Here is a 26,057-nt window from a genome sequence, read left to right on the forward strand (position 1 = left end):
CCCCGGCGGCGTCTGGAAGGCGGGGGTCAATCGCGGGCCGCCTCTCGGGGGAGGGTCACGCCGGGAGCCAGCGCGCCGTACATCAGCAGCGAAAACCGGTCCTGCCAGTCGCGCAGCACCTCGCGCTGGTCGCGGTGCCCACCGTGCAGCAGCGCGAGCAGACAGGCGTCCACCAGCAGCGACGCCAGCAGATGCGTGTTGGCGTCGCTGCGCAGGTGCCCCTGAAGGCGCATGGCATGCAGCACCGGCTCGACCAGGGCCACCAGCGTCAGGGCGGTGCGGACCTCCTGGCCCGGCAGGCCCGGGGCCGGCGTGCCCGGCGCGGCGCCGTCGGCCCCGGGCCCCGGCCCCGGACGCGCGCCCAGCACCGCCTGCCCCACCGCGCCCACCAGATGCCCGTACCGCACGCCCAGATCGGCCATGCGCGCCGTGACGTGCTGCCAGACGGCCTGGGGCGCGGTGCCGCTGCTCAGGCGGCTCAGGGCCTCGCTGCGCGTCTCGGACACGGCGCGCTCGAAGTGGGCGAGCAGCATATGGGTCTTGCTGGGAAAGTACCGGTAGAGGTTGGTCCGGCTGACGAACGCCGCGCGGGCAATGTCCTGCGCGCTCGTCTGGTCCAGACCGCTGCGAGCGAACAGCTCGAAAGCCGCGCGGGCGATGCGCTCGCGCCGGGCCTCGGTCTGTTCTTCACGGTCCACCTTCACGGCTCCAGTGTAAAGCCACGCTCTTACGCACAGTTGACAGCCGTCTAAGAAAGGCTTGAGACACGCCGGGGGCATTCACCGGGGGCGGGCGGGGGCGACGGCCCTGGCCGAATCATGTCCTGCACTTCTCATGGTATCGCCCAGGATGAGCGCGCGCTGTGAGCCTCCGGGCTGACGCCAGGCTGACGCGGGGGGTAGAGTGGGTTCCCGGCGAGATTCAGCAGGCGGCGCGGGCCGCGCGCCCCGCCTCCTGCGGCGTTCGCCGGGGACAGGAGGTTATCCCGGATGCACATCTACAAGCTGGCTGGCCGAAACGTCGACGTCACCGACGCCATGCGCGACTACGTCGAGGAGAAGCTCACCCGTCTCGACCGCTACAGCGACCAGATCACCGACGCCCGCGTCACCCTGACGGTGCGCGACGTGCGCGACTCGGGGCGGCGCAACCGCGTCGAAGTGCAGCTCAATGTGCCCAGCGGCATCATCCGAGCCGAGGAACACCACGCGGACATGTACGCGGCCATCGACAAGGCCAGCGACGTCCTCGAGCGCCAGCTCCGCAAGTTCAAGACCCGCTACATGAAGCAGCGCCAGGATGCCATCCCCGCGCCCGAACCCGGCCCGGCCGAGGCCGACGTGGCGGCGGGTCTGGACGACGTGAGCGAGTTCACGCCCGAGATCGTGCGCCAGAAGCGTTTCGAGCTGCGGCCCATGTCCCCTGAGGACGCCGCCGCGCAGATGGAGGCGCTGGACCACGACTTCTACGTCTTCAAGAACATGGTGTCGGGCCTGACCGGCGTGGTCTACCGCCGCCGCGACGGCCATTACGGCCTGATCGAACCGAGCTGAGGCTCGGGCCAGGGAGGACCGGCGGGCGCAGAGGACGCGCCCGCCGGTCCTCCCTTTATACCTTCTGTAGGCGTGCAGGGCCGCAGGGTTGGTGCGGGGTGATATGCTGGGGCGTTTATGATCGCGCATGTGGTCAATCCCGGAAGCGGCGGCGTCAAGCTGGCCTGCGCGACCATCGAGCCCAGCCTGAATCCGGCGTTGCCGGGCCAGCTCCAGGTTTCGCTGATCCGCGCCGAGCTGCCCCTCAGTGAGCCTCCCACCCCCGGCGGGGTCAGCGGCCCGGCCCTCGACGAGCTGGCGGCGCGGCTGCTGGAGCTGACCCGCGAGTGGCCCCGGCCCGACGTGGCCGTGGGGCGCGGCGGCGAGATCGGCCGCGTGCCGGCCGGCACCTACCGCCTGACCCCCGAACTGGCCGAGCGTGCCCTGAACTGTGGGCGCCAGGACCTGCCCGCCAACCTGGGCGGCCCGCTGGCGCTGCGCCTGGCCGGGGCCTGGGGGGTGCCCGGCTTCATCGTGGACCCGCAGAGCGTGGACGAACTGCTGCCGCAGGCGCAGGTGACCGGCGTGGCGGGACTGCGGCGCACCGCGCAGTTCCATGCCCTGAACGCCCGCGCGGTCGCCCGGCGCGCGGCCTACGAGACAGGCAAGAAGTTCGCAGACGCGCGCGTGGTCGTGGCCCACCTGGGGGCGACCACCAGCGTCACGGCCTTCGACCAGGGACGGGCCATCGACACCACCGGCAGTGGGGCGGGCGGCGGTCCTCTCGGCGCCCGCCAGAGTGGTCCCCTGAGCGCGGGAACGGTGCTGCGCCTGCGGGCCGAACACGGCGACGACGCCCTGCTGCGCCTGTTGACGCTGGGCAGCGGCTTTCAGGCCCTGACCGGCAGCGCCGACCTGCGGGAGCTCGAGGCCCGTGAGATGGACGACCCGGCCGTGCAGGCCGCGACCGCCGCTTTCGTGCATCAGGTGTGCAAGGCGGTCGGCGAGCAGTGCGGCGCCCTGCCGGGCCGCCCGGACGCGGTGGCCCTGACGGGCGGCATCACCCGCTGGGACAGCCTGGTGGACCGCATCGAGCGCCGCCTGGCCTGGATCGCCCCCGTGATCGTGGTGCCCGGCGAGCTGGAGCTCGAGGCGCTGGCCGAGGGGGCGGGCCGGGTCCTGTACGGCCTGGAAGGCCTGCGCGAGTGGTCACCCTCGGGCGTGACCGTGCAGCCCCCCACCCCCCAGGCGGCCCAACCGGCCGGGGCGCGCTGAGGTGGCCTCCCGCCGCCGGGGACAGGGGCCCCACGAACCCATCCGCGCCACGAGCATGTGGCGGGTGGATCAGGTGTTCCTGGCGCGGCGCGGCCAGCGCGTCGAGGTGATCTGTTCGCTGGTCAACGACCGGGGCGGCCTGCGCAACCTCAGCGTGGTGGCCCCCACCGCCGACCCGCAGGTGGCCGTGCGCCACGCCGCGCGCTTCGTCGCCGGCAAGGGCAACGTGAGCGGCGCGCGCCAGGCCCGCGTGCGCTGGGCGCGCGAGCAGAGCACGACCCTTCAGGACGAACTGATCCGCGACGAGCAGCTCGAAGACGATTTTCTCGACGAGTTCGAGGAGACGCTGGCGGCCGTGCGCGACCAGATGCGCTGAGCGCGCAACACGGCAGAGGGACGGGACCGCAAATTGGGTCCCGTCCCTCTTGTTCCGGAAGACCCCACGCGGCGGCGCGGGACCCCGGAGCCCGGCTCAGTTGGTCTTGGTCAGCTTGAGGCGGTACTTGTTGAAGGGGCTGCTGTCGTTTTGCCCTTCGGAGATGGTGTAGCTCGTCGCCTTGAGGTAGTAGGTACCGGCAGCCGGGAGCGTGAAGTTCACTTCCGAGTCGCTGTCGAGACGCGGGGTGCCCCGGTCGTCGTTCTCGGCGAGGACCGTCTTGCCGTCGGGGCCCAGGAGGTACAGGTACGAGTCGAGCTGGCCGCCGAGCTGGGCCGCCGCGAGCATCTCGGCCTTGATCTGGTCGCCCGCCGCGCCGGTGAACTTGAAGACGTCGTAGTCCTGGGGCTTGCCGTAGATGTACGCCGTCTGGGTGGTCTGCCCGTAGGCGATGAGGGCAGCCTGGTCCGGCGTGTCGTTGGGCTCGTAGGGATCGGTCGGGTTCAGGTCCGGGGCCACGCTCGTCAGGTTCACCTGCTTGCGGTCGGGGGTGAAGTAGGTGCTGCCGCTCGTGGCCGTGATGGTGCCCACGAAGGTCCCGCGCGAGTCGGCCAGGCCGCCCGTCACGCTCAGGTCGGCGCCGGCCACGTACAGGTCGTAGGTGCCGGGCGCGATCTCGGAGAAGCGGGCCAGGCCGTCGGCATCCGTGGGCGTCAGGTACAGCGGGGTGGGGTCGTCAGTGGCCCCGGCGCGCATGCCCTGGCCGCGCAGGATCACGTCGGCCAGGATGCCGGGGTGCGTGCCCGACGAATCGGTGTAGGCCACGTTGATGGCCACGTTGGCTCCCTTGGCGGGCAACTGGGCGCAGTCGGTCAGGGTCTGGGCGATCTTGCCGGCGTTCAAGCCGCCCCAGCCCGTGTCACGGTCGAAGCCCGAGGGGTTGCTGCCGATGGCGCTGTTGGCGTTGAGCTCCAGCACGCGGCGCACCTGGTAGGGGGTGGCGGCCGGGCACTTCTGGAGCACGAGCGCGGCGACGCCGGTCGTGTAGGGCGAGGAGAAGGACGTACCCGAGATCAGGGCGTGCCCGCCGCCCTGCCAGGTGGGGCGCGCCAGCATGGTGTCCTGGCCCGGCGCGCTGCTGGAGATGTGACGGCCCGAGGTGCTGAAGGTCACCTTGCGGTTGCTGGCGTCCAGCGCCCCCGAGGCGATGAGGCCCGGCAGGGCGGCGGGGTACTGGAACTCGTCGTGGTAGGTGTTGCCCATCGAGGCGACCACCGTGGTGCCGTTCGCCATCGCGTAGTCGAAAGCGTCCTTGACGGCCCCGAAGGATACGCCGCCGCCCCAGGAGTTGTTGATGACCCGCGCGCCGTTGTTGGTGGCCCACACCGCACCCAGCGCGATATAGAAGCTGCCGTAGGAGCCGGGGTTGAACATCACGACCGGCAGCCACTTGGCCTCGGGCGCGACCCCGACGATGCCCTTGCCGTCGCGCGCGGCCACGATGCTCGACGCCACGTAGGTGCCGTGCGAGTTCGCGTCCTTCTTGAAGTAGTTCACCCACTCCTTGGCATCGGTGTAGACCTTGTTCTGGAGGGGGTCGAAAGCCTTGCCGGCCCAGTTGGGGTTCAGGTCGGGGTGGCTCACGTCGCCCGGATCGTCGATCACGGCCACGACCACACCCTTACCGGTCAGGCCCGCATCCCAGGCGACCTTGGCGTTCAGGTGGCGGGGGTCCAGAGCGTACTGCGGCAGCTCGTCGAAGATCTGGTCGGCCGAGTTGGCCTGCGCGCCGATGCCACTCGCCGTGCCCGCCGCCGACACGGTGGTGCCGGGGTCCATCTTGGCGAGCACGTTGGGCGTGGCGTAGCGGACGCCCGCGAGCTGCATGGTGCTGGCGGTGAGCTTCAGGGCGTCGCCCGGCACGCGGATCAGCGCGGACTTGATCTCGGGAATCCGGGCCACGACGGTCCCGCCCACCGCCTGCGCCGCCTTCTGGAGGGACGCCTCGTCGGCATAGCCGACCACCAGTTCGTTCTGTACGTAGTCCATCGTGCCGCTGTGGGCGACCGTGGTCGAGGCGGCAGGTGTGGGCGCCGCAGGCGACGGGACGCCCGCTTGCGGAGCGCCCTGCTGCGAGCAGGCGGCCAGCAGGCCCGTGAGCGCGGCCACGCCCAGCGCGCGGGTCAGCATCTTCTTGGTCATGTGTTCAGGCATGATGGTTCCTTTGTGGGAAAGAGGGCCGGAGGCGCCGAACTGCCTTCCCCCGGCGGGAGAGCGGCGCTGGCTTTACTGGGGACCGGTGATGAAGTCCCAGTTGATGTTCACGGGACGGCTCTGGTTGATGGGCGCGACCAGGTTGCCGTCGGCGTCGGGGGCCCAGGTGTAGACCGAGTACGCCGAGATCCGGTTGTTTTCGGCAGGCGCGTACTTGTAGGCGACGCCCGAGTACATTTCCCACTTGTAGGGCCGCAGGGCCTGAAGCGGAGCCGCGACGAAGACGTTCCAGGGCAGGCTGACCGTATGCGCGGCCGTATCCACCTGAACCCGGTTGGGCTTGGCGGCCAGGTACCGGCCGGAAGTGTCGGTCAGGACCGAGCCCGCCGTGGTCGGGCCTCTGAACACCGTTCCGCTGCTCGTGAAGACGAGCGACTGGCCTGCGGGAATCTTGTTGCCGCTGTCGCCCGTGCCTTCCTCGACGCGGATCAGGGCATTGCCGGCCGTATTGGGAACAGGCGCCGGCAGGTTGTAGCCGTTCTGGGTCATCAGGTCACGGATGCGGAGGTTGTAGGCCGCGCCGTCCGCGCCAATGTCGGTCTGGTTCTGGCCCAGCACGAAGGTGGGATTCGTCGAGACGCCGGTCGTCTCGTCGGCGGGCGCGATGAAGCGCGGGCTGAACTGCGCGAGCGGGGTGGTTTGGGTGGTGTTGCTGTCGGCGGTGTTCGCGCCGCGCGCCTTGACGCGGTAGGTGAAGGTCTTGCCCGCACTGAGTTCGGCGCCCGTGTCACGGAAGCTGTAGGGACGCGTGGCCTGATCGGCCGAGCAGGTCGCCACGGGCGTTCCGCCGCCGACCGTGCCCACCTTGGTGAAGGTCGCGCCGTCGCCCGAACGCTCGATGTCGAAGGCGAAGGGCTTGGCCGCCGCCGAGGTGTCGGTGTAGCACCAGCGCACTTCCACGAATACGCCTGAGCCGTTGGGGGCCGCGTCGGGGGTGGCCGCGTCGGGGGTGGCCGCGTCGGTGCCGGGCACCTGGTAGGGCGTGGTCCACGAGCCTTCCTGCTTGAGCGTGAAGGCGGTGGCGGCGGCCTGGGTCGGGGCGACCACGGTGCTGCCGGCCGTAGCGGCCGTGTTGATCAGCTTGATGGGGATGACGTAGCGCGTGTAGTTGTAGTTGTAGTCCACGGCCATGACTTCGAGGTAGACCGTCTCGCCCGCCGCGCTGCCGAAGCCGGCCGTGAAGTTGCCGCTGCTGGTGACCGCGCCGGTATCCACCTTGCGGGGCTGGTCCTGCGGCGGCGAGTAGCTGTAGTTGCTCGCGGTCGTGGACCCCGTGATGCCGGCGCTGCCGGGGGTGCGGCCCAGCTGGGCGTAGACGATCCGCATCGGCCCGACGTGGTCGGAGTCGTCGGTGGTCGAGATCCGGAAATCGATCTTGTCGGTGAAGGTGGCCCCGCTGATGGCCGAGCCGTCGGCGCGGGTGATCTTCAGGCGCGCGCCGTTGGTCGTCGCCGTGGTGTCGAAGGCCGGGCGCTGGATGAGCTTGATCGTCTGGGCCTGGCTACCGATGACCACGCCGTACAGGTCGTAGCCGGCGAGGCCGGACTTGCGGGCCTTGAGGTCGTAGGTGCCCGCCGGCAGGCCCGTCAGGGTGAAGTTCCCCTGGGCGTCGGTGGGCACCGTGCCCAGCGTGAGGCCGTCTTGCGACACGGTGATGACGCTGCCCACGACCGGCGCGCCGATGTTCTGGTCCACGACCGTGCCCTGCACCGGAGCGGTCCCGGCGTTCAGGCTCACCGTGACGGACGTGCTCGCGCTGGCCTTGTTGCCGGCGGCGTCGTAGGCGGTCGCCGTGTAGGTGCGGCTGCCGTTCTGCAGGGCGTTCAGGCCGGTGACGGGCAGCTCGTAGGGCGCGGCGGTGTCCTCGCCCAGCTTGGTCGTGCCCTCGTAGAACTCGACCTTCGTCACGGCCACGTTGTCGGTCGCGTCCGCCTTGAGGGTAAAGGTGCTCGTCGTCACCGGATTCGCCGACGAGGTCAGGGTCACGGTCGGATTGGTCGTGTCGCCGGGCGTGGGGGTCGGGTTGGTCGTGCCCGTCGAGATGTTGATCGTGATGACCGCGTTCGCGCTGGCCTTGTTGCCGGCGGCGTCGTAGGCGGTCGCCGTGTAGGTGTGCTGGCCGTTCTGCGACGCCTGCGCGCTGAGGGGCAGCTCGTAGGGTGCGGCGGTGTCCTCGCCCAGCTTGGTCGTGCCCTCGTAGAACTCGACCTTCGTCACGGCCACGTTGTCGGTCGCGTCCGCCTTGAGGGTGAAGGTGCTCGTCGTCACCGGGTTCGCCGACGAGGTCAGGGTCAGGGTCGGATTGGTCGTATCGGCCGGGGTGCTGGTATCGCTGCAGCCCACCAGCAGGGCACCGAGCAGCAGGGCGGAGCAAGCTGAAAAAGATTTCAAGGCCATAACTCAAAACTCCTCATCTCATGAACGGAAGACGGTCGCGATACGCCCATTCGCCGGCGACGAGGCCGGAACGCGCGTAGGAATAAGCCGATAGAGCTCAGGGCTTTAAAGGAACAAGGCAAATTTATAAGCAAATCATGAGTAAATTGTGGGTGACCACTAAACCATTCATTCTCTGGGGGTGCCGAAGGGGGCAGCTGTCCCGCCTGTCCAGCCGCGAGACCCCGAGAGGAATAGTTGACCTAAATCGTCAACTTTCTGATAGACTGTCGGGAATGAAGCGCCTCTTCGCCCCTCTCCTCCCGCTCGCCGCCCTGACCCTCGTCGCCGGCCCGGCCCAGGCCCAGCAGGCCCGTGAACTGCGGCTGGGCGTCTTTCCGAACGTCACGCATGCGGCCGGACTGGTCGCCATCAACAAGGGCCTCGTCCAGAAGGAACTGGGAAGCGGGGTCAAGCTGGTCGTCAAGGAGTTCGCCAACGGCTCGCAGGTGAATGAGGCCTTCGCGGCCGGGGCCATCGACGCGGCCTACGTCGGGCCGGGGCCGGCCATGAACGCCTTCCTGCGCGGCGTGCCCATTCAGGTCTATGCGGGCGCGGCCAATGCGGGCGCGGTGCTGGTGGCCCGCAAGGACAGCGGCGTGCGCAACGTGAAGGGGCTGGCGGGCAAGAAGGTCGCCGTGCCCACGCGCGGCAGCACCCAGGACATCAGCCTGCGCCACCTGCTGCACGAAAACGGCCTGAAGGCCATCGACGAGGGCGGCAACGTGACGGTGGTGCCCATCGACCCGGCCAACATGCCCGCCGCCTTCGCCAGCAAGCAGGTGGACGCCGCGCTCGTGCAGGAGCCCTGGGGCGCCGTGATGGAAACGCAGGGGGCGCGCCTGATCGCCAACGAAAAGGCCATCTGGGAGGGCGGCAACTACACCACGACCGTCCTCACCGTGAACACGAAGTACGCCGCCCAGAACCCCGAGACCGTGAAGGACCTGCTGCGCGGCCACCTCGCGGCCATCACCTACATCGGCAAGAGCAATGCAGGCGCGCAGAAGGCCATCGCCGACCAGATCGAGCTGTTCACCCGCAAGCGCCCCAACAGCGGCGAACTGTTCAAGGCCCTCGCCCGGACGCGCGTTACCTGGGACATCAACCTCAAGACCCTGGGCGAATACGCGCAACTCAACAAGGAAGCCGGGTTTGCGCGCGACGTGCCGGAACTGAACAGGTTCGTGGACCTGAGCATCATCCGGGGTCTGGCGAAATAAGGGAACTGGAATGGAGAGCTCTCCACTCCTCTCCCTGCCCCGGTCCTCCCTTTCCAGCACCCTGCCGCAATCGGCAGTGACCGAACTGAACCCCCGGTCGGTAAGAGACCTGTGCGCCGCGCCTCCTACAGTGGGAGGCGTGCTTTTTTCTGTCTGCAAGGCGGTTTCCTGAATGCTCGCCCGCGCCCGCAGCGTGGCCCTGATCGGGGTGGACGCCGTACCGGTCGAGGTGGAGGTGGACGTGTCGCCGGGTCTGCCCGCCTTCGCCATCGTGGGTCTGCCCGACCAGGCCGTGAGCGAGGCGCGCGAGCGGGTACGGGCGGCCGTACGCAACGCCGGGCTGCCTTTTCCGGCCGCGCGCATCACGGTGAACCTCGCGCCCGCCGACCTGCGCAAGGAGGGGCCGCTGTACGACCTCCCCATCGCGCTGGGGGTGCTGGCCGCACAGGGACTGTTGCCCGCCGAAGCACTCGGCGGCGTGCTGACGGCGGGCGAACTGGCCCTGGACGGCTCGCTGCGGCCGGTCGCGGGAGCGGTGAACCTGTCGCTGCTGGCGGCCGAACTCGGGCTTCCTGCCCTGCTGCCCCAGGGCAACGCGCAGGAAGCGGCGCTGATCGACGGCGTGAAGGTCTACGGCGCCCCGACGCTACGGACCGCCGCCGAGCACCTGAGCGGGCAGGCCGCGCTCGCGCCCCATGTCCCCGACATGCCGCAGGACGACGCGGCCCAGTTTCCCGATCTCGCGGACCTCAAGGGACAGGCCGGAGCACGGCGGGCACTGGAGGTGGCGCTGGCGGGCGGGCACAACCTCCTGCTGATCGGATCACCGGGCAGCGGCAAGACGATGCTCGCCCGCCGCGCCCCGGGGCTGCTGCCGCCCCTGACCCGGGCCGAGGCGCTGGAGGTCACGCGCATCCACTCGGCGGCGGGGCTGCTCACGCGGCGCGGACAGCTCAGCCACCACGCGCCCTTCCGCGCGCCGCACCATACGGTGTCGGACGCGGGACTGATCGGCGGGGGCAGTGTGCCCCGGCCCGGCGAGGTCAGTCTCGCGCACCGGGGCCTGCTGTTCATGGACGAGTTCCCCGAGTTCAGCCGCAAGGCGCTGGAAACCTTGAGGCAACCGATGGATATCGGCCGTCCGGTTTAAGTCTCTCCGACCCGCTTAAAGCGCACTGAGCAGCAGGTCCAGCCGTCCATCCGGGTGCACCACAACGCGCAGGTCCAGCCGCCGGGCAATCTCGGTCAGGTTCCCCGAAGCCAGCACCTCGCCCAGCTTCTGCCGCGCGGCCACCAGATTGGGCGGCACAAAGGCGATGGTCTGCGGCGCCTCCAGCGCCTGCCGCTGCCCCTCGAGTTCTGCCCGGGTCTCCTTGTACTCGTCCGGCGGAATCACGCCATCCAGGGCCAGCATCTTGAGGTTCTTCAGCCGCTTCTCGATGGCGGCCACCGCCGGCCGGACATCCAGGGCCTTGGGCGGCTCGCTGGGCAGCGCGGCCAGCAGCGCCTGGTCATCCAGCAGCAGGGCATGCAACTGCTCGAGCACGAACGGATGGATCTTCTTGGCGCCGTAGTGCCGCCGGTGCGTGCACAGTTCCAGACTCATGCCGGCCCGCTTGTAGACGCGGTAGCAGTAGTACGCGAGATGTGCCTGCCGGGGCACCAGCCCCTTCGCCTGCGGGACGTTCTTGACGGCCGTCATGGTCGATCCACACAAGCCGCACCGTAGCCGACTCTTCAGCGGAAACTCGTCCGCCGACTTGCTCTTGAACGGCCGCCCACCTTTCTTCCGGCTGCTGATCGATCGTTGGGTCGCTTCCCACTCCGCCGGCGGCACGATCGCTTCGACCTCACAGGTCACGAGGTCCCGCCCGTCTCCCCTGCTGGGCCGCGCGCCGCCATAGCTGTAAAGCCCCTTGTAGACCGGGTTGCGCAGGATGTACTTCACGGTGCTGTCGGACCAGGGAGACGCCGTGCGGCGGGGCACGCCCAAGCGGTTCATCTCGGTGAGAATGGCGTGGGCCGTCCAGCCCTCCCGGGCCCATCCGTACATCTGCCGGACCCACTGGGCCTCTTCCTCGAAGATCTGGCCGTCCTTCCACCCATAGCCGTTCAGAGGCACCACGGGCTTACCCGAGCGCACCTTGGCCAACATGCCACCGCGCAGGCGCTTGGCAATCCGCATGTGCTCGGCCTGCGCAAAGACCGACCGCACCCCGAAGTTCATGCTGGACATCTCGTCTTTCGGGTCGATGATCCCCATGTCGGCCGAGTGGACTTCCACGCCGGTCTCCAGCAGTTCCTCGAGGACCGCGTAGGCGATGGCCGTGCGCCGGGCCAGACGGTCGACGCTGCTCACCAGCACGACCTCGTACCGGCTGGCCTCGTCGAGCAACTGGTCCAGGGCCTTGCGCGTGGCGCGCGTACCGGTGATGACGTCCTGGTAGACCTGCGTAATGGGCAGGCTGTGGGCTGCAGCGTAGTGCTCGGCCGCGCGCGTCTGGACTTCGAGGCCAAACTTGTCCTCGCCCACCTGGCCAGGGGTCGAGACACGCAGGTAGAGGGCAGTGGGGCGGGGGGTCATGGAATCCTCAGTAGAGCCACGCTGTAGCACTCGTCGGTGTCGCCGTTCAGGCCAGAGATCCAGACGTATAGAACACTAGGGGAAGGGGTTATCACAAACCGCGTTCCAGAGAAGAAATTTTCTGATTTTGCCACACGTGTACACAGTGTGCGTCCAATGTTGACACTTGCCATCTCGCGGGATATGGTTCAGCCATACAGGTCCCCATCTTCGGATGGGGGCTTGTTCATTGCGGCCAATAGTGCGCTGGTGTTCAGTTTGCCGCCATTCAACATATAGTTGATAGCTAAAGGTAGCATCATATCTACACTCTGACGGAAGTCTTCTGGCCCCCTAGCGCTCACCAGAATCGTTTCGAACACTAATGCACCTAGTAATCTTGTGTGCTCATGAGACATAGAGTGCTCATCGAGCTTCAACTTTGGGGCAACATATTTTCTAAACCAAAGTAAAAATTCGGGCTTTAAGGGTGTGCCGAATTTCTGCGAATAGGACACTTGAAGTAATATATAGCCAGCAACATCGGCCGCCTGTATAGCTTGCTCCTCAGAACAAGTTCTAAAAACGGGCTGACGGAGGGATGTCAGATGTTTCCTCTGTTGGAGGATTTCAAAGCTCTTAACACTGGAGAATCCAGATGTTTCCTCATTTGTATGACAATATACATCAGATTTAGATCCACTCCTAGACAAGTAATTATCTACCTGACTCAGAACTAGAGATAAGCAGATAAAATAAGGATTGGAAGCAAGAAGTCGAATTTTTTCCCTAACTGATTCGTGTTTAATCAGAGAAGTGTCCGAGATAAGAAACTGTATCATTTCTTCAGTGGCTGAAACATACGATTCAGTGTCAGCAGGGTAGGCAAAATACATTACATTGCTCTCAAAAGCATATTTGAGCGCCCTATCTATCCATTCATGTTGTTGCCGCCAAAATCCTGGGCTTATTTTATTAATTTCTCGATATATTCCCTTACTTTGATACATATCAACTGCATGTATTTCCAGTAATCCACCCCTAATGCTTCTGTGTTCAGAGAGATGGGGGGCTAAAGATAAGCATGACTCAGTCATCTCCTGTCTCAGAGACAAATATCTTTCTTCAATTATTAATTTCTGATTCTGATTTAGAAGAGCGGCAGTAAAGACGTATTGGCTTCTATCAGTATTGGGCAGCGGCCGGGCAGACTCGTCAAAATACAATCCATATAATCTTGCTCTACTATCTTTGGATTTTATTTTCTTTCCGGGTGCCAACTTTTTAGCCATAAACTTCTCCTAACTTAAATAATGTTTGAAATACACAGGCAGATCCATATCATTCTGTTACTGTTCCTAGCACCCGCCCGCCGCCCATGCTGAGCAACATCAACTCCGGATGCTCAAGTGCCACCTCCGGCACTCGCCCCCACTTCCGGAACGGCAACCGGGCACGGTAAGTCACCGCATCTGCCACATATCCGCGGTCAAATTCGAAAGCCCCACGCGCCTCACTGAAGTCCTGGCGCACCCAGCGGCGCATGGCCGCCATCTGGCTGGCCCCACTCAGCTCGGCGATGTGCTGGATAGCCCCGGGCTTGTCCCCGAAGGTCATGGCCGCCGAGTACAGATCCGGCGCCGGCATCAGCAGTCGCGCACCGGCCTCGTTCATCAGCAGCTCAATGTGCCGCTTCATGTCCCGCACCAGGTGATGGCGCCGGATCAGCTTGATGTACCCCTCGCGCTTGGCAATGATGTGCGCGATCTCGTGGGAGATCGTGAACAGGTCCCGACTCCCGAACTGCGCACTCTGGACGCAAATGATGTCCGGCCCGCCATACCTCCCCACGCGGGCGAGATTGCTCGGGCCGAGGCGATACTCGATGTTTTGCAGCTCACAGAACCGAATCGGGTCACGCTCATACTCTGTTGCCGCGTGGGTGTCCTCGATACAGGCCAGCAGGTCAGCGATGAGCGGATCGAGCATTAGTTCGCCTTGGGGTCGATCAACTTCGACAGTCGGCTGTAGATGGCCAGCCAGTCCTCGGGGGTCTCCGGCTCTTCCCGGAAGTCCAGATCTGCGAGCTCGACCAGCCACCGGCGCTCGGCGAGCGGCGCGTTATCGCCGTGCCCGTACTTCTCGGCGGCTACTTGGAGGGCCAGGGGAATCTCCGGCTCTTCATCCTCTTCCGGAAGCACCCAGCCGCGGCGCTCAGCATCAGTGAGGGGGCGTTCCGTAAGAATGAGGTCCGGCTTCAGTTCCGCGATCTCCTGAGTTTTCAGGCCCAGCGCGGTGGCGATTGGCCTGAAGTAATCACTCTCCACCCAGTTGATACGCCCGTTTGCCATGTGACTCAGATAGCTAGGGCTAGGCACACCAGCCTCCTCCGCGATCTGGCGCTGGGTTTTCTTGCTGCGAGCAATGTAGCTCTTCAGCATTTCGGCCAGCTCCGCGACCGATTTACTCGCGTCTGCCATAGGAAAGACTCGGTAGGAGGCTTGGGGGTGCAACGTCATATGTCATCTATAGCATGTTATGCGGCGTGTAGCATGAGGCAAATACCACATGTCGCACCTAGCTTGATTATCTGAGATGCGACGTGTAGCATGACTCCATGCCTCAAACTCTCGGCAGCACCTTGCGCGAGCTGCGCAAAGCACGCGACCTGAATCAGTTTCAGGTTGCCGAGGCTGTGCTGGGCAGCGAAAAGCGCCAACCCGAAGTAAGCCGTTGGGAAGCCGATTTGGTCAAACCCAGCGGCCCCAACCTGTTGGCTCTGGCCACCCTCTACACTTGCTCGGCCGAGATGTTGCTACGTGTAGCATCTGGCATCGAGGAAGCAGTGGCGGTTGCTTGAGCCAAACGAAAAGGGACACCCCTTTGCCCGAGCGTCCCGCCTACGACCTGATGGAGGTCAACAACGTGGAAAAGATAGCAGGCCCCTCGCCCAAGAAGAAGCGCGCCCCCCAGCCGGAGCTGTACCTGGGAAGCATTACGACTGGCAGCGGCGTGGACATCCACAGCCCCGAGGGCAAGACCGCTCTGTTCAAGGCGCTGTTGTCCATCGCCCCCAAGCCGCAGGCCGCGCCGAAGGCCGGGTAGCACAACAAATCCCCCGCAGCTTCCTAGGGCCATCGCGGGGGATTTGGAGGATCGTTATGAAAACTGCCAACACAGTAGCACCCCAACAGCCCACCCCGCGCGTCTTGCACCTCCAGCCCGGCGAGACCCACCCTTACCGAGGCTTCGAGATCTATCTCTCCGATGTGAGCCGCCGCCTAGTCGCGCCCTACTTCGTGACCGGCCTCAAGCGCTACTGCCGCGACGTGACCCATGGTGAGGAACTGATCGACGCGCATCATGCCGCGCTGGCCCTGCCACGCGAGCCGGGCAGCATCCGCGTCCTGGCGGCCGACGTGCGGGTCACGAATAGCATGAGCGCCCACGAGAGCCGCCGCCGTTCGGAGCAGGCCCGGGGCCAAAAGCGCCAGGGGGGCAAGTTCGCGCCGGAGCGCCACCAACAGCTCGAGCAGCAGCAGGCCCAGGTCGCCGTCGCGTTGACCACGACCCCCCTGCCGGTCGACCTCGGCCGCGCCACCGAAGAGGAACTGGGTTTCGAGCCCTTCACGGTCGAGGAAATCGCGGGGATCGTTGAGCGCGCCAACAATCTCTGCGACCGCGCCTATTTCAACTGCTACGGTCCCACTCCCACGATGGACGAGTGCGCGAACCCCCTGGGCGACTTAGCAGGCATCGCGGAGCAGTTGCTGCTGGAACTCGGGAAGCAGTCCCTGGAAAACGAGCAGCTGCGCGCCGAGCTGGCCCAGGCCAAGGCCGCCAAGGGCACGCGACGCCCTAAGCCTGCCTTAGACCGTCAGGACCAAGTGTGCCGGGGTTGTGGCCTGACCGAGTGCGCCAACACGGACCTGTGCAAGGAGTCGTGGCGCTGATGACCTGCGACCCGAGCCTGCGGCCCGGCGACCCCCGCTGCCCCGAATGCCACGGCCGCGACCGTTACGACGATTGGTGCCGGACCTGCGGGGCCGAGGCTATTGACCTGCCCCGCAATCAGGAGTGCCCCGGATGCACGGTAGATGGCTGCGGCGGCGGAACCTTCTGCAAGGACGAGAACCCCGATCTGTACGGCGGTGGTGAGTGATGGGTCGCCTTCCCTCCCTCCTGCTGTTCCTGGCCGCCTACGCGACCGCCCTGCTGCTGGCCCCCTTCTACCGCGCTGATGCCCTGGACGCCGCCCTGCGCCTCGTGCTCCTGGCCTGCGCCGCCTGCATGTTCCTCGGGTTCCTGGGCTTCGTGCTCAGCTTCCGCCGCCCCCTCGCCCCCGAAGGAGACGCCCATGCTGAATGACGTTGCCCAGCCCGCCGCTGCCCCCGCCCGCCCCGCGCCCCAGGCCCGCAAGGCTGCCCCCTTCCCCAAGGGCTCGGCACCGCGCGCTGCGACTCGCTGGTGCGACGGCTGCGGCGCCGATCAGGCCTTCCTGATCCCCGATCATGCCGGGCATTACGAGTGCGTGACCTGCGCCACGCAACGGCTGCACCACGAACTGGCCGAGGCGCAACTGATTGAAGCCCTCTCTCCCATCATCGGCATCTGGGTGGCCCAGTGGCGAGCCGCAGGAATGCCCCTCGAAGAGATTGACGAAGTGGTGAAGCACTGCACGGGCGCTGACATGAACGACGAGTACCAGGATCGTCACCGCCTCAACCACCTGCGGCGCTTGGGCATGGTCTACCGCGAAGCCGCTGCGCCGCCCGAACCTGATCCGGCGCGCATCATCGCCAACCCCGCCGAGCTGCCCCTGATCGAGCGTCGACACGCTGACGTCGGCCCCCTGGGACGCACAGCCTTCTTCACCGCCGGTGACAAGGAGCAGGTGCATGTCATGCCGGGCGTGGGTGCCGTGATCCTGACGCTGGAGGGCGGTACGCGCGCCGTGATCTACATGGAGAACAAGTACCAGGCCGGCTTCCGCTGCCCGCCCGAGCTGTGGCCCACCGTGGCGGCCCACCTGAAGTATCTGCCGGAGGGGGCGGCCTGAGCGTGTGGTCGAGGTTGTCGATTCTGCCGACAACCTCGCTTTTTCCCGGTTTGAAACAGGGGAATTCCCTACCCCGCCCAGAGGGTCGCGTTCGAAGCGCGACCCCTTGCCACCCCAGAGGTTCCACCCATGAAACGTGACTTCTCTTTGTTCCTCGGCCGCATGACCATTGACCGCGCAGCCATTGATGACGCCCTCGCCTTTGCTGCCGCCCAGATCGCCCCGACTGATCGCCTCGAGGACATCATGGGTGCCATCAGCCACTTCGTGACAGATCGAGGTACCGGCCCCCGCCTGCCCGATTCACACAGCGCGGCCCTGGACGCCCTGACGGCTGCCGGATCCGGCTTCTATGCCCTTCTGACCTTCTTCTACCCCTCCGACAACCGGGGCCACGCAGCCTATTCTGCCGCCCAGTCCTGGGTCGCCGGGCGCCTGCTTGAGGCTTCCAGCGCCCTGTCAACGCACCTCATGACCAGCTACCCCCTGGCTTTGCAGACCGACACCGTGCACCTGTGGCGGGAACAGGTCGTGAAGGCGGGCGTGGAGATCCCGGCTGGGACCTGGGCAGGTTGGCTCATGGCTGCCCAGTTGCTGGATGCCCTGCCCTATCTCGAAGACGGTCTCGCCGAGGGTCTGATCTGCGGGATGCTCGACGGCTTGCGTCAGCCCCTGCCCGTCTCTCTGGCCTGAACAACCTCCCTCCCCGTCCGGCCGCGCCTACCCGCGCGGCCCTTCCCAGCCCGGAGCGCCCCATGACCCACTCTCCCCTCACGCTACTGGGCCGCCTCTGGCCCTTCTTCCTGCTGGGCCGCATGGACCCGCCCGAGGAGGGCACGCCCACCCTGGACCTGATGTGCCCAGCGACCCCGGCGGACCTGTACGCGGCCTACGCGCCCGTCTTCGCTGACACCAACCCGACGGCCGCCCTCGGCCTGGAACTGACCGTGCAGGACCCCAAGGGCGAGCGCGAGCTGGACCTCTGGTGCAAGGTGCTGCGCGCGCCCCTGCTGAAGGGGCAACCCGACGAGCTGCTCTTGATGCCCAGCTGGCTCTTCCTGCCCAGCGGTCAAGTCCTGACCGGCCTGAGCCGCCTGCTGACGCTGGACCTCTTCGAGCGCCAAGACGTCTTCCTGTCCGCCATGCACCAGCGGGGGCTGTCGTGATCCTGCCCACCGGCGGGCACTCCCGCCTCGATAACGCCTGGCTGAATGCCTTCATGGCCATGCTGCCCGTGGGCGAGGCCATCCGCCTGCACCTCCAGTGCCGGGGCAACCTGCGGCAGAAGGGTGCAGGCCTGGGCGAGCTCATCACGGCCACCGGGGACCGCGACGCCCGCCACACCGAACGGGCCGCCAAGCGCCTGGTCACCCTGGGGCTGGCGGTATGCGTGGCCGGGCGGTACTACGCGCCGGAGTTCGCGCCGGTCGCCGCCCCGGCCACCCCACCGGCCCAGACACCGGCCGCTTCCCCGGCGAAGACACCGGCACAGAACACGGCGAACTCCCCGGCGAACGCATCAAATTCTCATGTTGAAAGCGTCGCTCAGGACGGCGAAAACGGTGACGAGAATCCACCTGAAAGAAGAGAAGGAAGAGAAGTACTACCTTCCCTCCCTCTACAGGTGGAATCAGGAGGGGGCGAGGGACGCCAAAAGCAGACAGCTGAAGGCTTGCCCGGCACCCCGGAATCGACTGGGCTGCCCTCTTCGGAAACCCCTGGCACGGCGACGTTGGAAGCTGCGCCGGACCGGCCCACAACCCCACCCCCCCCTGTTCCGGCCGCCCCCCCCGCCCCAGAGCCGGACGCCGCGGCCCGCCAGTTCTTTGATCGCCTCGCCGGGTACAACTTCGTGTCGCGGTACCAGAACGATCTGACGCGCTGGCACGCGGAATATTCCGAGGCCTTCCTGCGCCTCGCCTACCGCCTCGGGCCCGCCGTGAAGGCCGCCCGCGTGCCCGGCGCCGGCTTCGTGTTCCTGCTCAACCGCAGTCAGTCCTGGCCCCAGGAATTGCAGCGCCAGTACGCCGCCGACCTCAAGGCCGCCGGGCAGGAGGGCAGCCCCGACGCCCCGCCGGTTGTGGGCGAGGTCCGGGTGATGAGCGATGGCCGCAGCGGGCGAGTGCTCGACGTGGACCTGGATGCCCAGACCCTGACCCTTCAGACCGGCGCGGACGCCACCGAATCCATCGACGTGCCCTGGACCGCCACCACGCCCAGCGTCAGGAGATCCGCATGAACTACGAGAACCCCCACCAGCTCGAGCTCGCCATCATCGGGCAGGTCCTAAACGATTCGGCCGCCCTCCAGATCCCCGAAATCCGCGCGCTCAAGCCGGAGCACCTGCGCCACCACAGCGGCGTCTGGAGCGCCATCCTCGATATCGCTGCCGCCGGGGGTGACCCCAGCCTCACCGCCCTGGCCTCCCACGTGGGCCGTGTCGGCTGGCCCACCTACATCGGCGTGGCCGATCTGCCCAGCCTGACCGCCTACAGCGCCCCCCTGCGGGAACTGCCCGCCGCTGCCCAGGTCATCCTGGGGGCCTACCGCCGCGACCGCGCCATGCACGCGGGCGGGGACCTGCAGCGCTCGCTCGCCGATCCGGAAGCGGACCACCTCGCCGCCATCACGGGTGCCCAGGCCTCGCTCACCGAACTGATCGGCCTGGCCCCGCGCGACAGCACCCGCAGCATCGCCGACAACGTTGGCCCCGCCCTCGAGCGCCTGCTCAACCCCCGCGCCTACCGAGGCGTGACGACCGGCATTCCGGGCTGGGACTCGGTGCTGGGCGGCTGGAAGCCGGGGACGCTGAACATCCTGGCCGCGCGCCCCTCGATGGGCAAGAGCCTGCTCATGGGCCAGCTCGCGCAGGCTGCCGCGCAGGGAGACGCGAAGGGCCCCGCCCGCGCCCTGATGTTCACCCTGGAAGACAGTCCGGAAACCTTGCAGATGCGCGTCCTGTGCCGCATGGCGGGCGTCGCCATCGACCACGACCGTGAGCCGACGAGGGAAGAGGCCCAGCGCCTGCGCAACAAGGAGGAAGCCTTCGAGCGCTTCCGGCCCTACTGGCTGGTGGATGAAGAGCACACCCTCGACGGCATCATCTCGGCCTGCTGGCGACAGCACGCCATTGCGCCGCTCGGCCTGGTCCTGATCGACCAGCTGAGCCACATCAGTGCCGACGCGCCCCGCACCCGCGCCGACAACCGGAATCAGGTCTATGGCTACATCGCCAAGACCCTCAAGCGCGAGGTGGCCAAGCGCCTGGGCGTGCCCGTGATCCTCGCCTCCCAGCTGTCACGTGACGTGGTGCGCCGCGCCGATAACCGCCCAGACCTCACCGACCTGCGCGACTCCGGAGAACTCGAGCAGGACGCCGACACCGTGACCTTCATCCACCGGCCGGAGTATTACGACAAGAACGACAGCCCCGGCACGGCCGAGCTGCTCGTCCGGAAGAACCGCAACGGGGCCACGAAAGACGTGACGGTGTGGGCCAGTATGCGTAAGTTCAAGTTCTGGCAGGACGCGCTGTGAGGCCCTGCCAGAATGCCCCGAAGGGGGGCACGTGGCGGTGAGGAAGGGCAAGGGGCAGCCCGGGCGTAAGCCTGCCCCAGCCTCTTCTCCCTCCCTCTCTTTTCCCTCGTCTTTGCCCGAAAATGAGATCGAAAACGGCATTCGAGAGGCCTTCCTGCGCGCCGGTTGGTACCCGATCAAGACCGAGGCGGGCATGGTGGCCCGGAGGCAGAAGCACGGGCACCTGCCCGCCGGGTTCCCCGACCTGACCGTGTTCCGCCGGCTGCCGGGCACGCCGCTGTGCCTCGCCGCCCTGATCGAGGTCAAGACTGAGACAGGCACACTCGAGCCCTCGCAGGTGGAGCGGCACGCCGAGTTGGTGACCTATGGCCTCTCCCCTCGCATCATTCGGGACGCCGGAGCCGCGGCTGCCCTGATCGCCGAGGGCAACCGGGTGGCCGCGCTGCTGAGGGGGCAGAGGTGAGGCGGACTCATGAACTGTCTGGAAAGGCCCGGAGACTCAAGCAATGGGTAGGTGTATCTGATCTCTTACACCCGCTTTTTGCTCACATTTGGCTCCAGCCCGGCAACCGTAACCATATGGCGTGCCCGAAAAAACCCGAAACCCGGGCAGCCCAGGCCGAGGCGTGCGGCCCGGCCCAGCGGCAGGAAGTCAACGATCAACAGATGTTGACGGTTGCCCAGGCCTTGGCCCACCCCTCGGAAGGGTGTCCGGAAAGTAGACACCCTTCGACCGGCCCGAGAGGGTACGCACGATCTGCGTACCCCTCGCCCGGCTCGTCTGACCCCTGCCCCCACTGCGGGCGGCCCTTTACCCGCCCGACCTCGGAGCGGCTACTGGAGCCCTTCTGCCCGGCCTGCCTGCCTGAGCGCATGGCCGCCGCCCATGCCCGGTGGGACGCCCCACCAAAGCGAATCCTCCGTCTCGAAGACCTGCACACCGGGCGATACACCTGACATGGAGCACTCCTGCATGACCAAGAAATTCAGCATGGCCGACCTGACCGCCTCTCTTCTGGGCGCCGACCATCTTAACCGTGAGGGTGAAATGGTCGGGGAGCCCTCACGCCCTACCCGTCGCCGCCCAGCCCTGGACGTTGGGAATCCCGACGCCCAGCCCAGCGCCCGGCAGCAGCAGCGGGACGTGCGGGCCTATGCCGAGAGCTGGCACCAGGCGCTCAAGGACTGGCAGCGCCGGACGGGCGGCCTGGTCGTGACGCACGAGCGCACCAGCAGCGGCACCGGGCGGCAGATGACGCCGGTCGTGGGCAACTGGCCCAGCACGCCCGCTGCTGGCCTGTGGTACTCGGAAGTCCACACCCCGATGGGCTGGGTGGCCGAGTCGGCGCTGGCCGTGCGCTGCAACGCTGAGCCCTATCTGGGCCGCCTGCGCAACGGGCAGGGGCTGGTGAGCCTGATCCACGCTAACGGGCGCGGCTGGAACGGGGCTGAGGCGCGAGCCTACGCGGCGGTGGTCCTGGGCATGGCGGCCGACCTGGGGGACAAGAGGGCCATTGACAACTTGAAGTTGTTAATTGTTCGGGAATCAGGTACGATTTCTCTAGAGTTGGACAACCTGTAGAGACACCCCAAGTCGCCCCCGCCGGGCGGCTTTTTCGTGGCGTCAGGACTTTTACTCAGATCTGAGTAAAAGGGCGACACCTGACTGCCGAACCCCACCCCGTAGGAGGTGACCCGCCCATGACCCACGACGCCCCCCTCCCTCCCTCGGCTGACGAGCTGGGTGCGGCCCTCCCGCCCAAGCAGCGGCGCTTCGCCGACTACTACCTGGGCAGTACCAAGCTGAACCAGTCGGCCGCCGCCCTGAAGGCCGGCTACAAGGACCACCGCGAGGGCTGGAACCTTGTCCGGCTGCCTGCTGTGAAGGCCTACATCGCCGCCCGCATGGCCGAGGCCCCCGACGTGATGAGCAAAGACGAAGTGGCCGCCCGCCTGACGATGGAGGCCCGCAACACGGTCGACATGGATGACTTCGTGACCGTGGCGCCCACGCCCCGCACGTTCTGGGTGCCCGCGCTGGAGCACCAGCCGGTCAAGGATCTGGCCAAGGACCGAGGCCTGCAACCCGAAGACCTCGACGTGTATGACCTGGACAGCGCGTTCGGGGCCGACAACGTGAGCCGCACGAGCGACGGCGACCTGCTCATCAAGGTGGCCACCATCGCCCAGGACGTCCAGATCGACTGGCAGGCCGCCAAGAACGCCGGGGCCTTCAGCGGCCTCGCCATGTTCAAGCGCCACCCAGACGGCACCATCGAATACAAGGTCAAGGACACCACGAAGACCTTGCAGCTGCTCGGGCAGCTGCACAACATGTTCGGCAACCGCCAGGTGCTGGAGAACCCGGACGGCTCGCCGATCAAGTTCATCGTGGGCGTAGCCGAGGATGACCTGTGACCGGCGCGCAACTCCCGGCGGGCGCCCTGATCTACGCCCCGCGCGGCTCCGCTCTGGAGGTCATGAAGTGCAAGGCCGACGAGGTCATGCTGGACGGTCCCGCCGGCACGGGCAAAAGCCGGGCCAGCCTCGAAAAGTTGAACGCGCTGGCCATGAAGTACCCCGGCTGCCGCCTGGCCATCGTGCGCAAGAAGCGCCGGTCGCTGACCGAGACTGGCCTGGTCACCTTCGAGCAGCACGTCAAACCACCGTGCGACACCACGAACCAGCAGCGTAACGTCCGGCAGAGTTACGTCTACCCGAACAAGAGCGAGATCGTCGTGGCCGGGGTGGATGACCCGGTCAAGCTCATGTCGGCCGAGTTCGACGTGATCTACGTCATGGAGGCGACCGAGCTGAGCGTGCGGGACTGGGAGTTCCTCAGCACCCGCCTGCGCAACGGCGTGATTCCCTACCAGCAGCTCATCGGGGACTGCAACCCAGGGCCGCCCAGCCATTGGCTGAAAAAGCGCATGGACGCGGGCGTGACCACCCGGATTGGGTGCGACCACCGGGACAATCCCCGATTGTGGGACGCGCGGGCTAGGGACTGGACGCCGTTCGGGCGCACCTACATGGCGCGGTTGGACAAGTTGACCGGCCCCCGGCGGGACCGCCTGCGCCACGGCCTCTGGGCGGCGGCCGAGGGCATGGTGTACGAGCACTGGCGGCCGGGCATCCACGTGGTGCCCCGGCGCGAGCTGCCCAAGGAATGGCGGCGCATCGTCACCATCGACTTCGGCTACAACCACCCGTTTGTCTGCCAGTGGTGGGCCATCGACCCGGACGGCAACATGTGGATGTACCGGGAGATTTACCGCACCCAGCGCACCGTCAAGGACCACGCGGCCCAGATCGGGGCGCTGACCAAGGGCGAGGACATCGAGGCTTGGGTGACCGACCACGACGCCGAGGACCGCGCCACGCTTGAGCAGGAGCTGAGCATCACGACCACGGCGGCCGACAAGGCGGTGACGGTCGGGATTCAGGGCGTGCAGGATCGCCTGGGCCGGGAGTATGACCCCAGCAGGCCCGACGAGCCGGCCATCGCGCCGCGCCTGTTCGTGTTCGAGGACGCGCTCGTCGAACACGAACAGGCCTTGATCGACGAGGGCACGGGGCTGGCCACCGGCCCGACCCGGACGATCGAAGAGGTCGATGGGTATATCTGGGCCAAGAGCCCGAACGGCGAGACGCTGAAAGAGAAGCCGGTCAAGGTCGGTGACGACGGCATGGACGCACTGCGGTACGCGGTGCGCTACGCCGATGGCCACGGCAAGGCGGCCGACTTCTTCATGGAACTGATCTGAGGGGGGTGAGGAAGTGAACTGGATTCAGGAGGCGGGGGCGCGGCTGCTGGGGCTGCAAGTGAAGCGGGACGGGGCGAGCGGCACCCCCGTCGCCTATGTGGGGCCAAGCCAGAACGGCAAGGCGGCGTTCAGCGAGTGGACCAGCGAGAAGGCGGTGCGCGAGGGGCTCCAGGCCAGCACGTGGGTCTATGCCGGGTGCTCCAAGATTTCGACCGGCCTGGCCTCGGTGCCGCTGGTCCTTGAGCGTCTCGACGGCGAGCAGTGGGTGGCCGACCCGACGCACGAGCTGCAGCGCCTGCTGAACCGGCCCAATCCCTTCATGGCGCGTCAGGACCTCATGGAGCGCTGGGCGCTGCACATGCTGCTGGCCGGCAACGCGCTGTGGTTCCTGAACCTCGTGAGCGGCAAGCCCGTCGAGCTGTGGCCGCTGCTGCCCGACGAGATCAAGCCCATCAAGGACGCGCAGAAGTTCGTGAGTGGGTACGAGTGGAAGCCTGCCGGGCGAGATAAGACCCGCCTGGACGCGGTACAGGTGGCGCACTGGATGTGCGTCAACCCCAACGACGTGTATTGGGGCCTCTCGCCGGTCATGGCTGGGGCCAAGGCCATCGACACCGACACGACGGCCGCCCGCTGGAATATCAGCACCCTGGCCAACGATGGCAAGCCGCCCTATGCGGTGCTGCTGGACAGTGGGCTCTCCGCAGAGCAGCAGCGGACCGCGACGGCCATTCTCCGCGAGCAGGTCAACGGCAGCAACGTGCGCAAGATGATTGCCCTGGGTTCCACGCGCGACGTGAAGCCCCTGGCTATGAATGCTACGGATCTGGACTGGCTCAACGGCCGGCGCTTCTCGCGTGAGGAAATCGGCGCGGTACTGGGCGTGCCCCCGATCCTCATGAGCTTCGGAGAGGCGGCGACGTTCAGCAACCTCGACGCCGCGAAGGCCATGCTCTGGGAAGACCGGATCGTGCCCCTGCTGGATGACCTGTGCCAGGGCCTGATGGGCTCACTGTTCCCGTTCTGGACGCTGGACGGCGCGCAGTGGCGCATCCGGCCGGACCTGTCCGGGGTCCGGGCGCTGCAGGCCAACCTGAAGACCGAGGCCGAGGTGGGCAAGCTCAAGGCCGAGACGCTCAAGACCCTGGTGGATTCCGGGGTGCCCGCCAACATGGCCGCCCAAGTCGTGGGGCTGCCGCTGGTGGACATCCCCGGCGGGGACGCGCCACGCAGCGCCGCGCCGGCCGCGCTGCCCGCTGCCACGAAGGCCCGACGCCCTCCCTCCTTCGAGCGCAAGGACAAGGGTGAGGATGAGGTGGCCGCCCGGCTGGCCCGCATGGATGAGTGGACCGGCGAGATTCAGAACAAGGTGGCCCAGGTGCTGCTGGAACAGGGCAACGCGGCGGCCAGCGCCTACGCCTTGGGGCAACCCTGGGAGACGGCGCTAGACCCTGACGACTGGCAAGACCTGCTGGAAGCCGTCCACACCGCCGTGATCGAAGCGGAAGGCAAGGTGGCCTACACCGCCGTGCTGAGCAGCATCACAGCGACCGGCGGGGGCGGGGCCTTCGACGTGCTGGCCGATGGCGTCACCGAGTGGATTGCCGAGCACGTGGGCGAGAACGTCAAGGGCATCACCGAAACCTCGCAGGCCCTCCTGCAAGGCCAAATCACAGCGGGCGTCGAAGCGGGCGAGAGCGTCAAGGACATCGCCAAGCGCCTGCGGAAGGCCAACGCCGAGTGGGCCGGATGGCGGGCCGAGGTCATCGCGCGCACCGAGACAGCCAGCGCCTTCGGGGCCGCCCACGCGCAGGCTGCTGACCAGCTGGCCGATGAGTTCGACGTCGAGTTGGTGAAGACCTGGCACGCCACGCGCGACAGCCGCACGCGCGACGAGCACGCGGCCATCGACGGCGAGACGCGGGCGCTCGACGAGCCATTCAGCATCGGCGTCATGCAGTCGCCGGGCGGCGTGAACTGCCGGTGCGTGGTGACATATGGGGTGGCAGAATAAA

27 protein-coding genes are annotated in these 26,057 nt (G+C 66.9%); 20 read left to right on the top strand and 7 right to left on the bottom strand.

What is annotated here, in order from left to right:
- Positions 1-26: 26 nt before the first annotated feature.
- A complete protein-coding gene (locus tag DGO_RS09440; RefSeq protein WP_014685276.1) occupies positions 27-704 on the bottom strand; it encodes a TetR/AcrR family transcriptional regulator in 678 nt (225 codons plus the stop codon).
- 285 nt (positions 705-989) lie between these two features.
- Here DGO_RS09440 and hpf point away from each other — a divergent pair, with 285 nt between their 5' ends.
- The 3 genes from hpf (at position 990) to DGO_RS09455 (ending at position 3,183) form a co-directional block, all read left to right on the top strand.
- Positions 990-1,553 (top strand): ribosome hibernation-promoting factor, HPF/YfiA family, encoded by a 564-nt coding sequence (hpf, locus tag DGO_RS09445; protein WP_014685277.1) that lies wholly within the window; start codon positions 990-992, stop codon positions 1,551-1,553.
- A 117-nt stretch (positions 1,554-1,670) separates the two neighbouring features.
- Entirely contained in the window at positions 1,671-2,807 is a 1,137-nt protein-coding gene (locus DGO_RS09450) for a butyrate kinase (protein ID WP_014685278.1), read from the top strand.
- Positions 2,808-2,862: 55 nt separating this feature from the next.
- The gene (locus DGO_RS09455) at positions 2,863-3,183 is read left to right on the top strand and encodes a hypothetical protein (protein WP_014685279.1); all 321 of its coding nucleotides are present in this window, start codon (positions 2,863-2,865) and stop codon (positions 3,181-3,183) included.
- A gap of 96 nt (positions 3,184-3,279) precedes the next feature.
- Here the strand turns inward: DGO_RS09455 and DGO_RS09460 are convergent, their stop codons facing one another.
- A complete protein-coding gene (locus tag DGO_RS09460; protein ID WP_043803617.1) occupies positions 3,280-5,385 on the bottom strand; it encodes a S8 family serine peptidase in 2,106 nt (701 codons plus the stop codon).
- Positions 5,386-5,469: 84 nt separating this feature from the next.
- Positions 5,470-7,854 carry an Ig-like domain-containing protein gene (locus DGO_RS09465; RefSeq protein ID WP_014685281.1) on the bottom strand — a complete coding sequence of 795 codons (2,385 nt, stop codon included), beginning with the start codon at positions 7,852-7,854 and terminating at the stop codon, positions 5,470-5,472.
- A gap of 275 nt (positions 7,855-8,129) precedes the next feature.
- Between DGO_RS09465 and DGO_RS09470 the strand changes: the two genes are divergently transcribed.
- Together DGO_RS09470 and DGO_RS09475 are read left to right on the top strand one after the other, a co-directional pair.
- Positions 8,130-9,116: an ABC transporter substrate-binding protein gene (locus DGO_RS09470; RefSeq protein ID WP_043801857.1), complete on the top strand. Its 987-nt coding sequence runs from the start codon at positions 8,130-8,132 to the stop codon at positions 9,114-9,116.
- Between the two features lie 172 nt (positions 9,117-9,288).
- A complete protein-coding gene (locus DGO_RS09475) occupies positions 9,289-10,266 on the top strand; it encodes a YifB family Mg chelatase-like AAA ATPase (RefSeq protein WP_014685283.1) in 978 nt (325 codons plus the stop codon).
- Between the two features lie 15 nt (positions 10,267-10,281).
- On the opposite strand, the gene DGO_RS09480 is transcribed toward DGO_RS09475, so the two are convergent.
- From DGO_RS09480 to DGO_RS09490, 4 genes are all read right to left on the bottom strand, one after another.
- Positions 10,282-11,700, bottom strand: coding sequence for a recombinase family protein (locus tag DGO_RS09480; RefSeq protein ID WP_014685284.1), 1,419 nt, complete (start codon positions 11,698-11,700; stop codon positions 10,282-10,284).
- A gap of 188 nt (positions 11,701-11,888) precedes the next feature.
- Positions 11,889-12,971, bottom strand: coding sequence for a hypothetical protein (locus DGO_RS23225; protein ID WP_014685285.1), 1,083 nt, complete (start codon positions 12,969-12,971; stop codon positions 11,889-11,891).
- A gap of 49 nt (positions 12,972-13,020) precedes the next feature.
- A complete protein-coding gene (locus tag DGO_RS09485) occupies positions 13,021-13,668 on the bottom strand; it encodes an ImmA/IrrE family metallo-endopeptidase (RefSeq protein ID WP_014685286.1) in 648 nt (215 codons plus the stop codon).
- The gene (locus DGO_RS09490) at positions 13,668-14,198 is read right to left on the bottom strand and encodes a helix-turn-helix domain-containing protein (RefSeq protein WP_043801858.1); all 531 of its coding nucleotides are present in this window, start codon (positions 14,196-14,198) and stop codon (positions 13,668-13,670) included. The genes DGO_RS09485 and DGO_RS09490 overlap by 1 nt, the downstream gene beginning before the upstream one ends.
- Before the next feature lie 98 nt (positions 14,199-14,296).
- On the opposite strand from DGO_RS09490, the gene DGO_RS21645 reads away from it, so the two are divergent.
- From DGO_RS21645 to DGO_RS21085, 15 genes are all read left to right on the top strand, one after another.
- Positions 14,297-14,539, top strand: a complete 243-nt coding sequence (locus DGO_RS21645) for a helix-turn-helix transcriptional regulator (protein ID WP_083847260.1) — start codon at positions 14,297-14,299, stop codon at positions 14,537-14,539.
- A gap of 23 nt (positions 14,540-14,562) precedes the next feature.
- A complete protein-coding gene (locus tag DGO_RS09495; protein WP_014685288.1) occupies positions 14,563-14,784 on the top strand; it encodes a hypothetical protein in 222 nt (73 codons plus the stop codon).
- 56 nt (positions 14,785-14,840) lie between these two features.
- Positions 14,841-15,632 carry a hypothetical protein gene (locus DGO_RS24035; RefSeq protein ID WP_193352022.1) on the top strand — a complete coding sequence of 264 codons (792 nt, stop codon included), beginning with the start codon at positions 14,841-14,843 and terminating at the stop codon, positions 15,630-15,632.
- Entirely contained in the window at positions 15,632-15,841 is a 210-nt protein-coding gene (locus DGO_RS21655; RefSeq protein WP_083847350.1) for a hypothetical protein, read from the top strand. The genes DGO_RS24035 and DGO_RS21655 overlap by 1 nt, the downstream gene beginning before the upstream one ends.
- Positions 15,841-16,047 carry a hypothetical protein gene (locus tag DGO_RS09505; RefSeq protein WP_014685290.1) on the top strand — a complete coding sequence of 69 codons (207 nt, stop codon included), beginning with the start codon at positions 15,841-15,843 and terminating at the stop codon, positions 16,045-16,047. Before DGO_RS21655 ends, DGO_RS09505 begins: the two co-directional genes overlap by 1 nt.
- Entirely contained in the window at positions 16,037-16,738 is a 702-nt protein-coding gene (locus tag DGO_RS09510; protein WP_014685291.1) for a hypothetical protein, read from the top strand. The genes DGO_RS09505 and DGO_RS09510 overlap by 11 nt, the downstream gene beginning before the upstream one ends.
- Before the next feature lie 129 nt (positions 16,739-16,867).
- Positions 16,868-17,431, top strand: a complete 564-nt coding sequence (locus DGO_RS09515) for a hypothetical protein (protein ID WP_014685292.1) — start codon at positions 16,868-16,870, stop codon at positions 17,429-17,431.
- A gap of 62 nt (positions 17,432-17,493) precedes the next feature.
- Positions 17,494-17,904, top strand: coding sequence for a hypothetical protein (locus DGO_RS09520; RefSeq protein WP_014685293.1), 411 nt, complete (start codon positions 17,494-17,496; stop codon positions 17,902-17,904).
- A complete protein-coding gene (locus DGO_RS23230; RefSeq protein WP_014685294.1) occupies positions 17,901-18,977 on the top strand; it encodes a hypothetical protein in 1,077 nt (358 codons plus the stop codon). Before DGO_RS09520 ends, DGO_RS23230 begins: the two co-directional genes overlap by 4 nt.
- Complete coding sequence (locus tag DGO_RS09530) at positions 18,974-20,275, top strand: replicative DNA helicase (RefSeq protein WP_014685295.1); 1,302 nt, start codon at positions 18,974-18,976, stop codon at positions 20,273-20,275. Before DGO_RS23230 ends, DGO_RS09530 begins: the two co-directional genes overlap by 4 nt.
- Before the next feature lie 112 nt (positions 20,276-20,387).
- A complete protein-coding gene (locus DGO_RS23040; RefSeq protein ID WP_226991334.1) occupies positions 20,388-20,738 on the top strand; it encodes a VRR-NUC domain-containing protein in 351 nt (116 codons plus the stop codon).
- Positions 20,739-21,248: 510 nt separating this feature from the next.
- The gene (locus tag DGO_RS09540) at positions 21,249-21,857 is read left to right on the top strand and encodes a hypothetical protein (protein ID WP_014685297.1); all 609 of its coding nucleotides are present in this window, start codon (positions 21,249-21,251) and stop codon (positions 21,855-21,857) included.
- Between the two features lie 119 nt (positions 21,858-21,976).
- A complete protein-coding gene (locus DGO_RS09545; protein WP_014685298.1) occupies positions 21,977-22,693 on the top strand; it encodes a terminase small subunit in 717 nt (238 codons plus the stop codon).
- On the top strand, positions 22,690-24,042 hold the full coding sequence (locus tag DGO_RS09550) for a phage terminase large subunit (RefSeq protein WP_050920762.1): 1,353 nt from the start codon (positions 22,690-22,692) through the stop codon (positions 24,040-24,042). The genes DGO_RS09545 and DGO_RS09550 overlap by 4 nt, the downstream gene beginning before the upstream one ends.
- Before the next feature lie 13 nt (positions 24,043-24,055).
- Entirely contained in the window at positions 24,056-26,056 is a 2,001-nt protein-coding gene (locus DGO_RS21085; RefSeq protein ID WP_050920763.1) for a phage portal protein, read from the top strand.
- The last annotated feature ends 1 nt before the right edge of the window (position 26,057 follow it).

This window comes from Deinococcus gobiensis I-0, assembly GCF_000252445.1.
In the GTDB taxonomy this organism is placed as follows: Bacteria; Deinococcota; Deinococci; order Deinococcales; family Deinococcaceae; genus Deinococcus; species Deinococcus gobiensis.

Bases quoted from the DNA above. Each gene is read 5' to 3' on its own strand.
- hpf (WP_014685277.1), top strand. From the start codon at position 990: ATGCACATCTACAAGCTGGCTGGCCGAAACGTCGACGTCACCGACGCC.
- DGO_RS09450 (WP_014685278.1), top strand. From the start codon at position 1,671: ATGATCGCGCATGTGGTCAATCCCGGAAGCGGCGGCGTCAAGCTGGCC.
- DGO_RS09455 (WP_014685279.1), top strand. From the start codon at position 2,863: ATGTGGCGGGTGGATCAGGTGTTCCTGGCGCGGCGCGGCCAGCGCGTC.
- DGO_RS09460 (WP_043803617.1), bottom strand. From the start codon at position 5,385: ATGACCAAGAAGATGCTGACCCGCGCGCTGGGCGTGGCCGCGCTCACG.
- DGO_RS09465 (WP_014685281.1), bottom strand. From the start codon at position 7,854: ATGGCCTTGAAATCTTTTTCAGCTTGCTCCGCCCTGCTGCTCGGTGCC.
- DGO_RS09470 (WP_043801857.1), top strand. From the start codon at position 8,130: ATGAAGCGCCTCTTCGCCCCTCTCCTCCCGCTCGCCGCCCTGACCCTC.
- DGO_RS09475 (WP_014685283.1), top strand. From the start codon at position 9,289: ATGCTCGCCCGCGCCCGCAGCGTGGCCCTGATCGGGGTGGACGCCGTA.
- DGO_RS09480 (WP_014685284.1), bottom strand. From the start codon at position 11,700: ATGACCCCCCGCCCCACTGCCCTCTACCTGCGTGTCTCGACCCCTGGC.
- DGO_RS23225 (WP_014685285.1), bottom strand. From the start codon at position 12,971: ATGGCTAAAAAGTTGGCACCCGGAAAGAAAATAAAATCCAAAGATAGT.
- DGO_RS09485 (WP_014685286.1), bottom strand. From the start codon at position 13,668: ATGCTCGATCCGCTCATCGCTGACCTGCTGGCCTGTATCGAGGACACC.
- DGO_RS09490 (WP_043801858.1), bottom strand. From the start codon at position 14,198: ATGACGTTGCACCCCCAAGCCTCCTACCGAGTCTTTCCTATGGCAGAC.
- DGO_RS21645 (WP_083847260.1), top strand. From the start codon at position 14,297: ATGCCTCAAACTCTCGGCAGCACCTTGCGCGAGCTGCGCAAAGCACGC.
- DGO_RS24035 (WP_193352022.1), top strand. From the start codon at position 14,841: ATGAAAACTGCCAACACAGTAGCACCCCAACAGCCCACCCCGCGCGTC.
- DGO_RS21655 (WP_083847350.1), top strand. From the start codon at position 15,632: ATGACCTGCGACCCGAGCCTGCGGCCCGGCGACCCCCGCTGCCCCGAA.
- DGO_RS09505 (WP_014685290.1), top strand. From the start codon at position 15,841: ATGGGTCGCCTTCCCTCCCTCCTGCTGTTCCTGGCCGCCTACGCGACC.
- DGO_RS09510 (WP_014685291.1), top strand. From the start codon at position 16,037: ATGCTGAATGACGTTGCCCAGCCCGCCGCTGCCCCCGCCCGCCCCGCG.
- DGO_RS09515 (WP_014685292.1), top strand. From the start codon at position 16,868: ATGAAACGTGACTTCTCTTTGTTCCTCGGCCGCATGACCATTGACCGC.
- DGO_RS09520 (WP_014685293.1), top strand. From the start codon at position 17,494: ATGACCCACTCTCCCCTCACGCTACTGGGCCGCCTCTGGCCCTTCTTC.
- DGO_RS09530 (WP_014685295.1), top strand. From the start codon at position 18,974: ATGAACTACGAGAACCCCCACCAGCTCGAGCTCGCCATCATCGGGCAG.
- DGO_RS09540 (WP_014685297.1), top strand. From the start codon at position 21,249: ATGACCAAGAAATTCAGCATGGCCGACCTGACCGCCTCTCTTCTGGGC.
- DGO_RS09545 (WP_014685298.1), top strand. From the start codon at position 21,977: ATGACCCACGACGCCCCCCTCCCTCCCTCGGCTGACGAGCTGGGTGCG.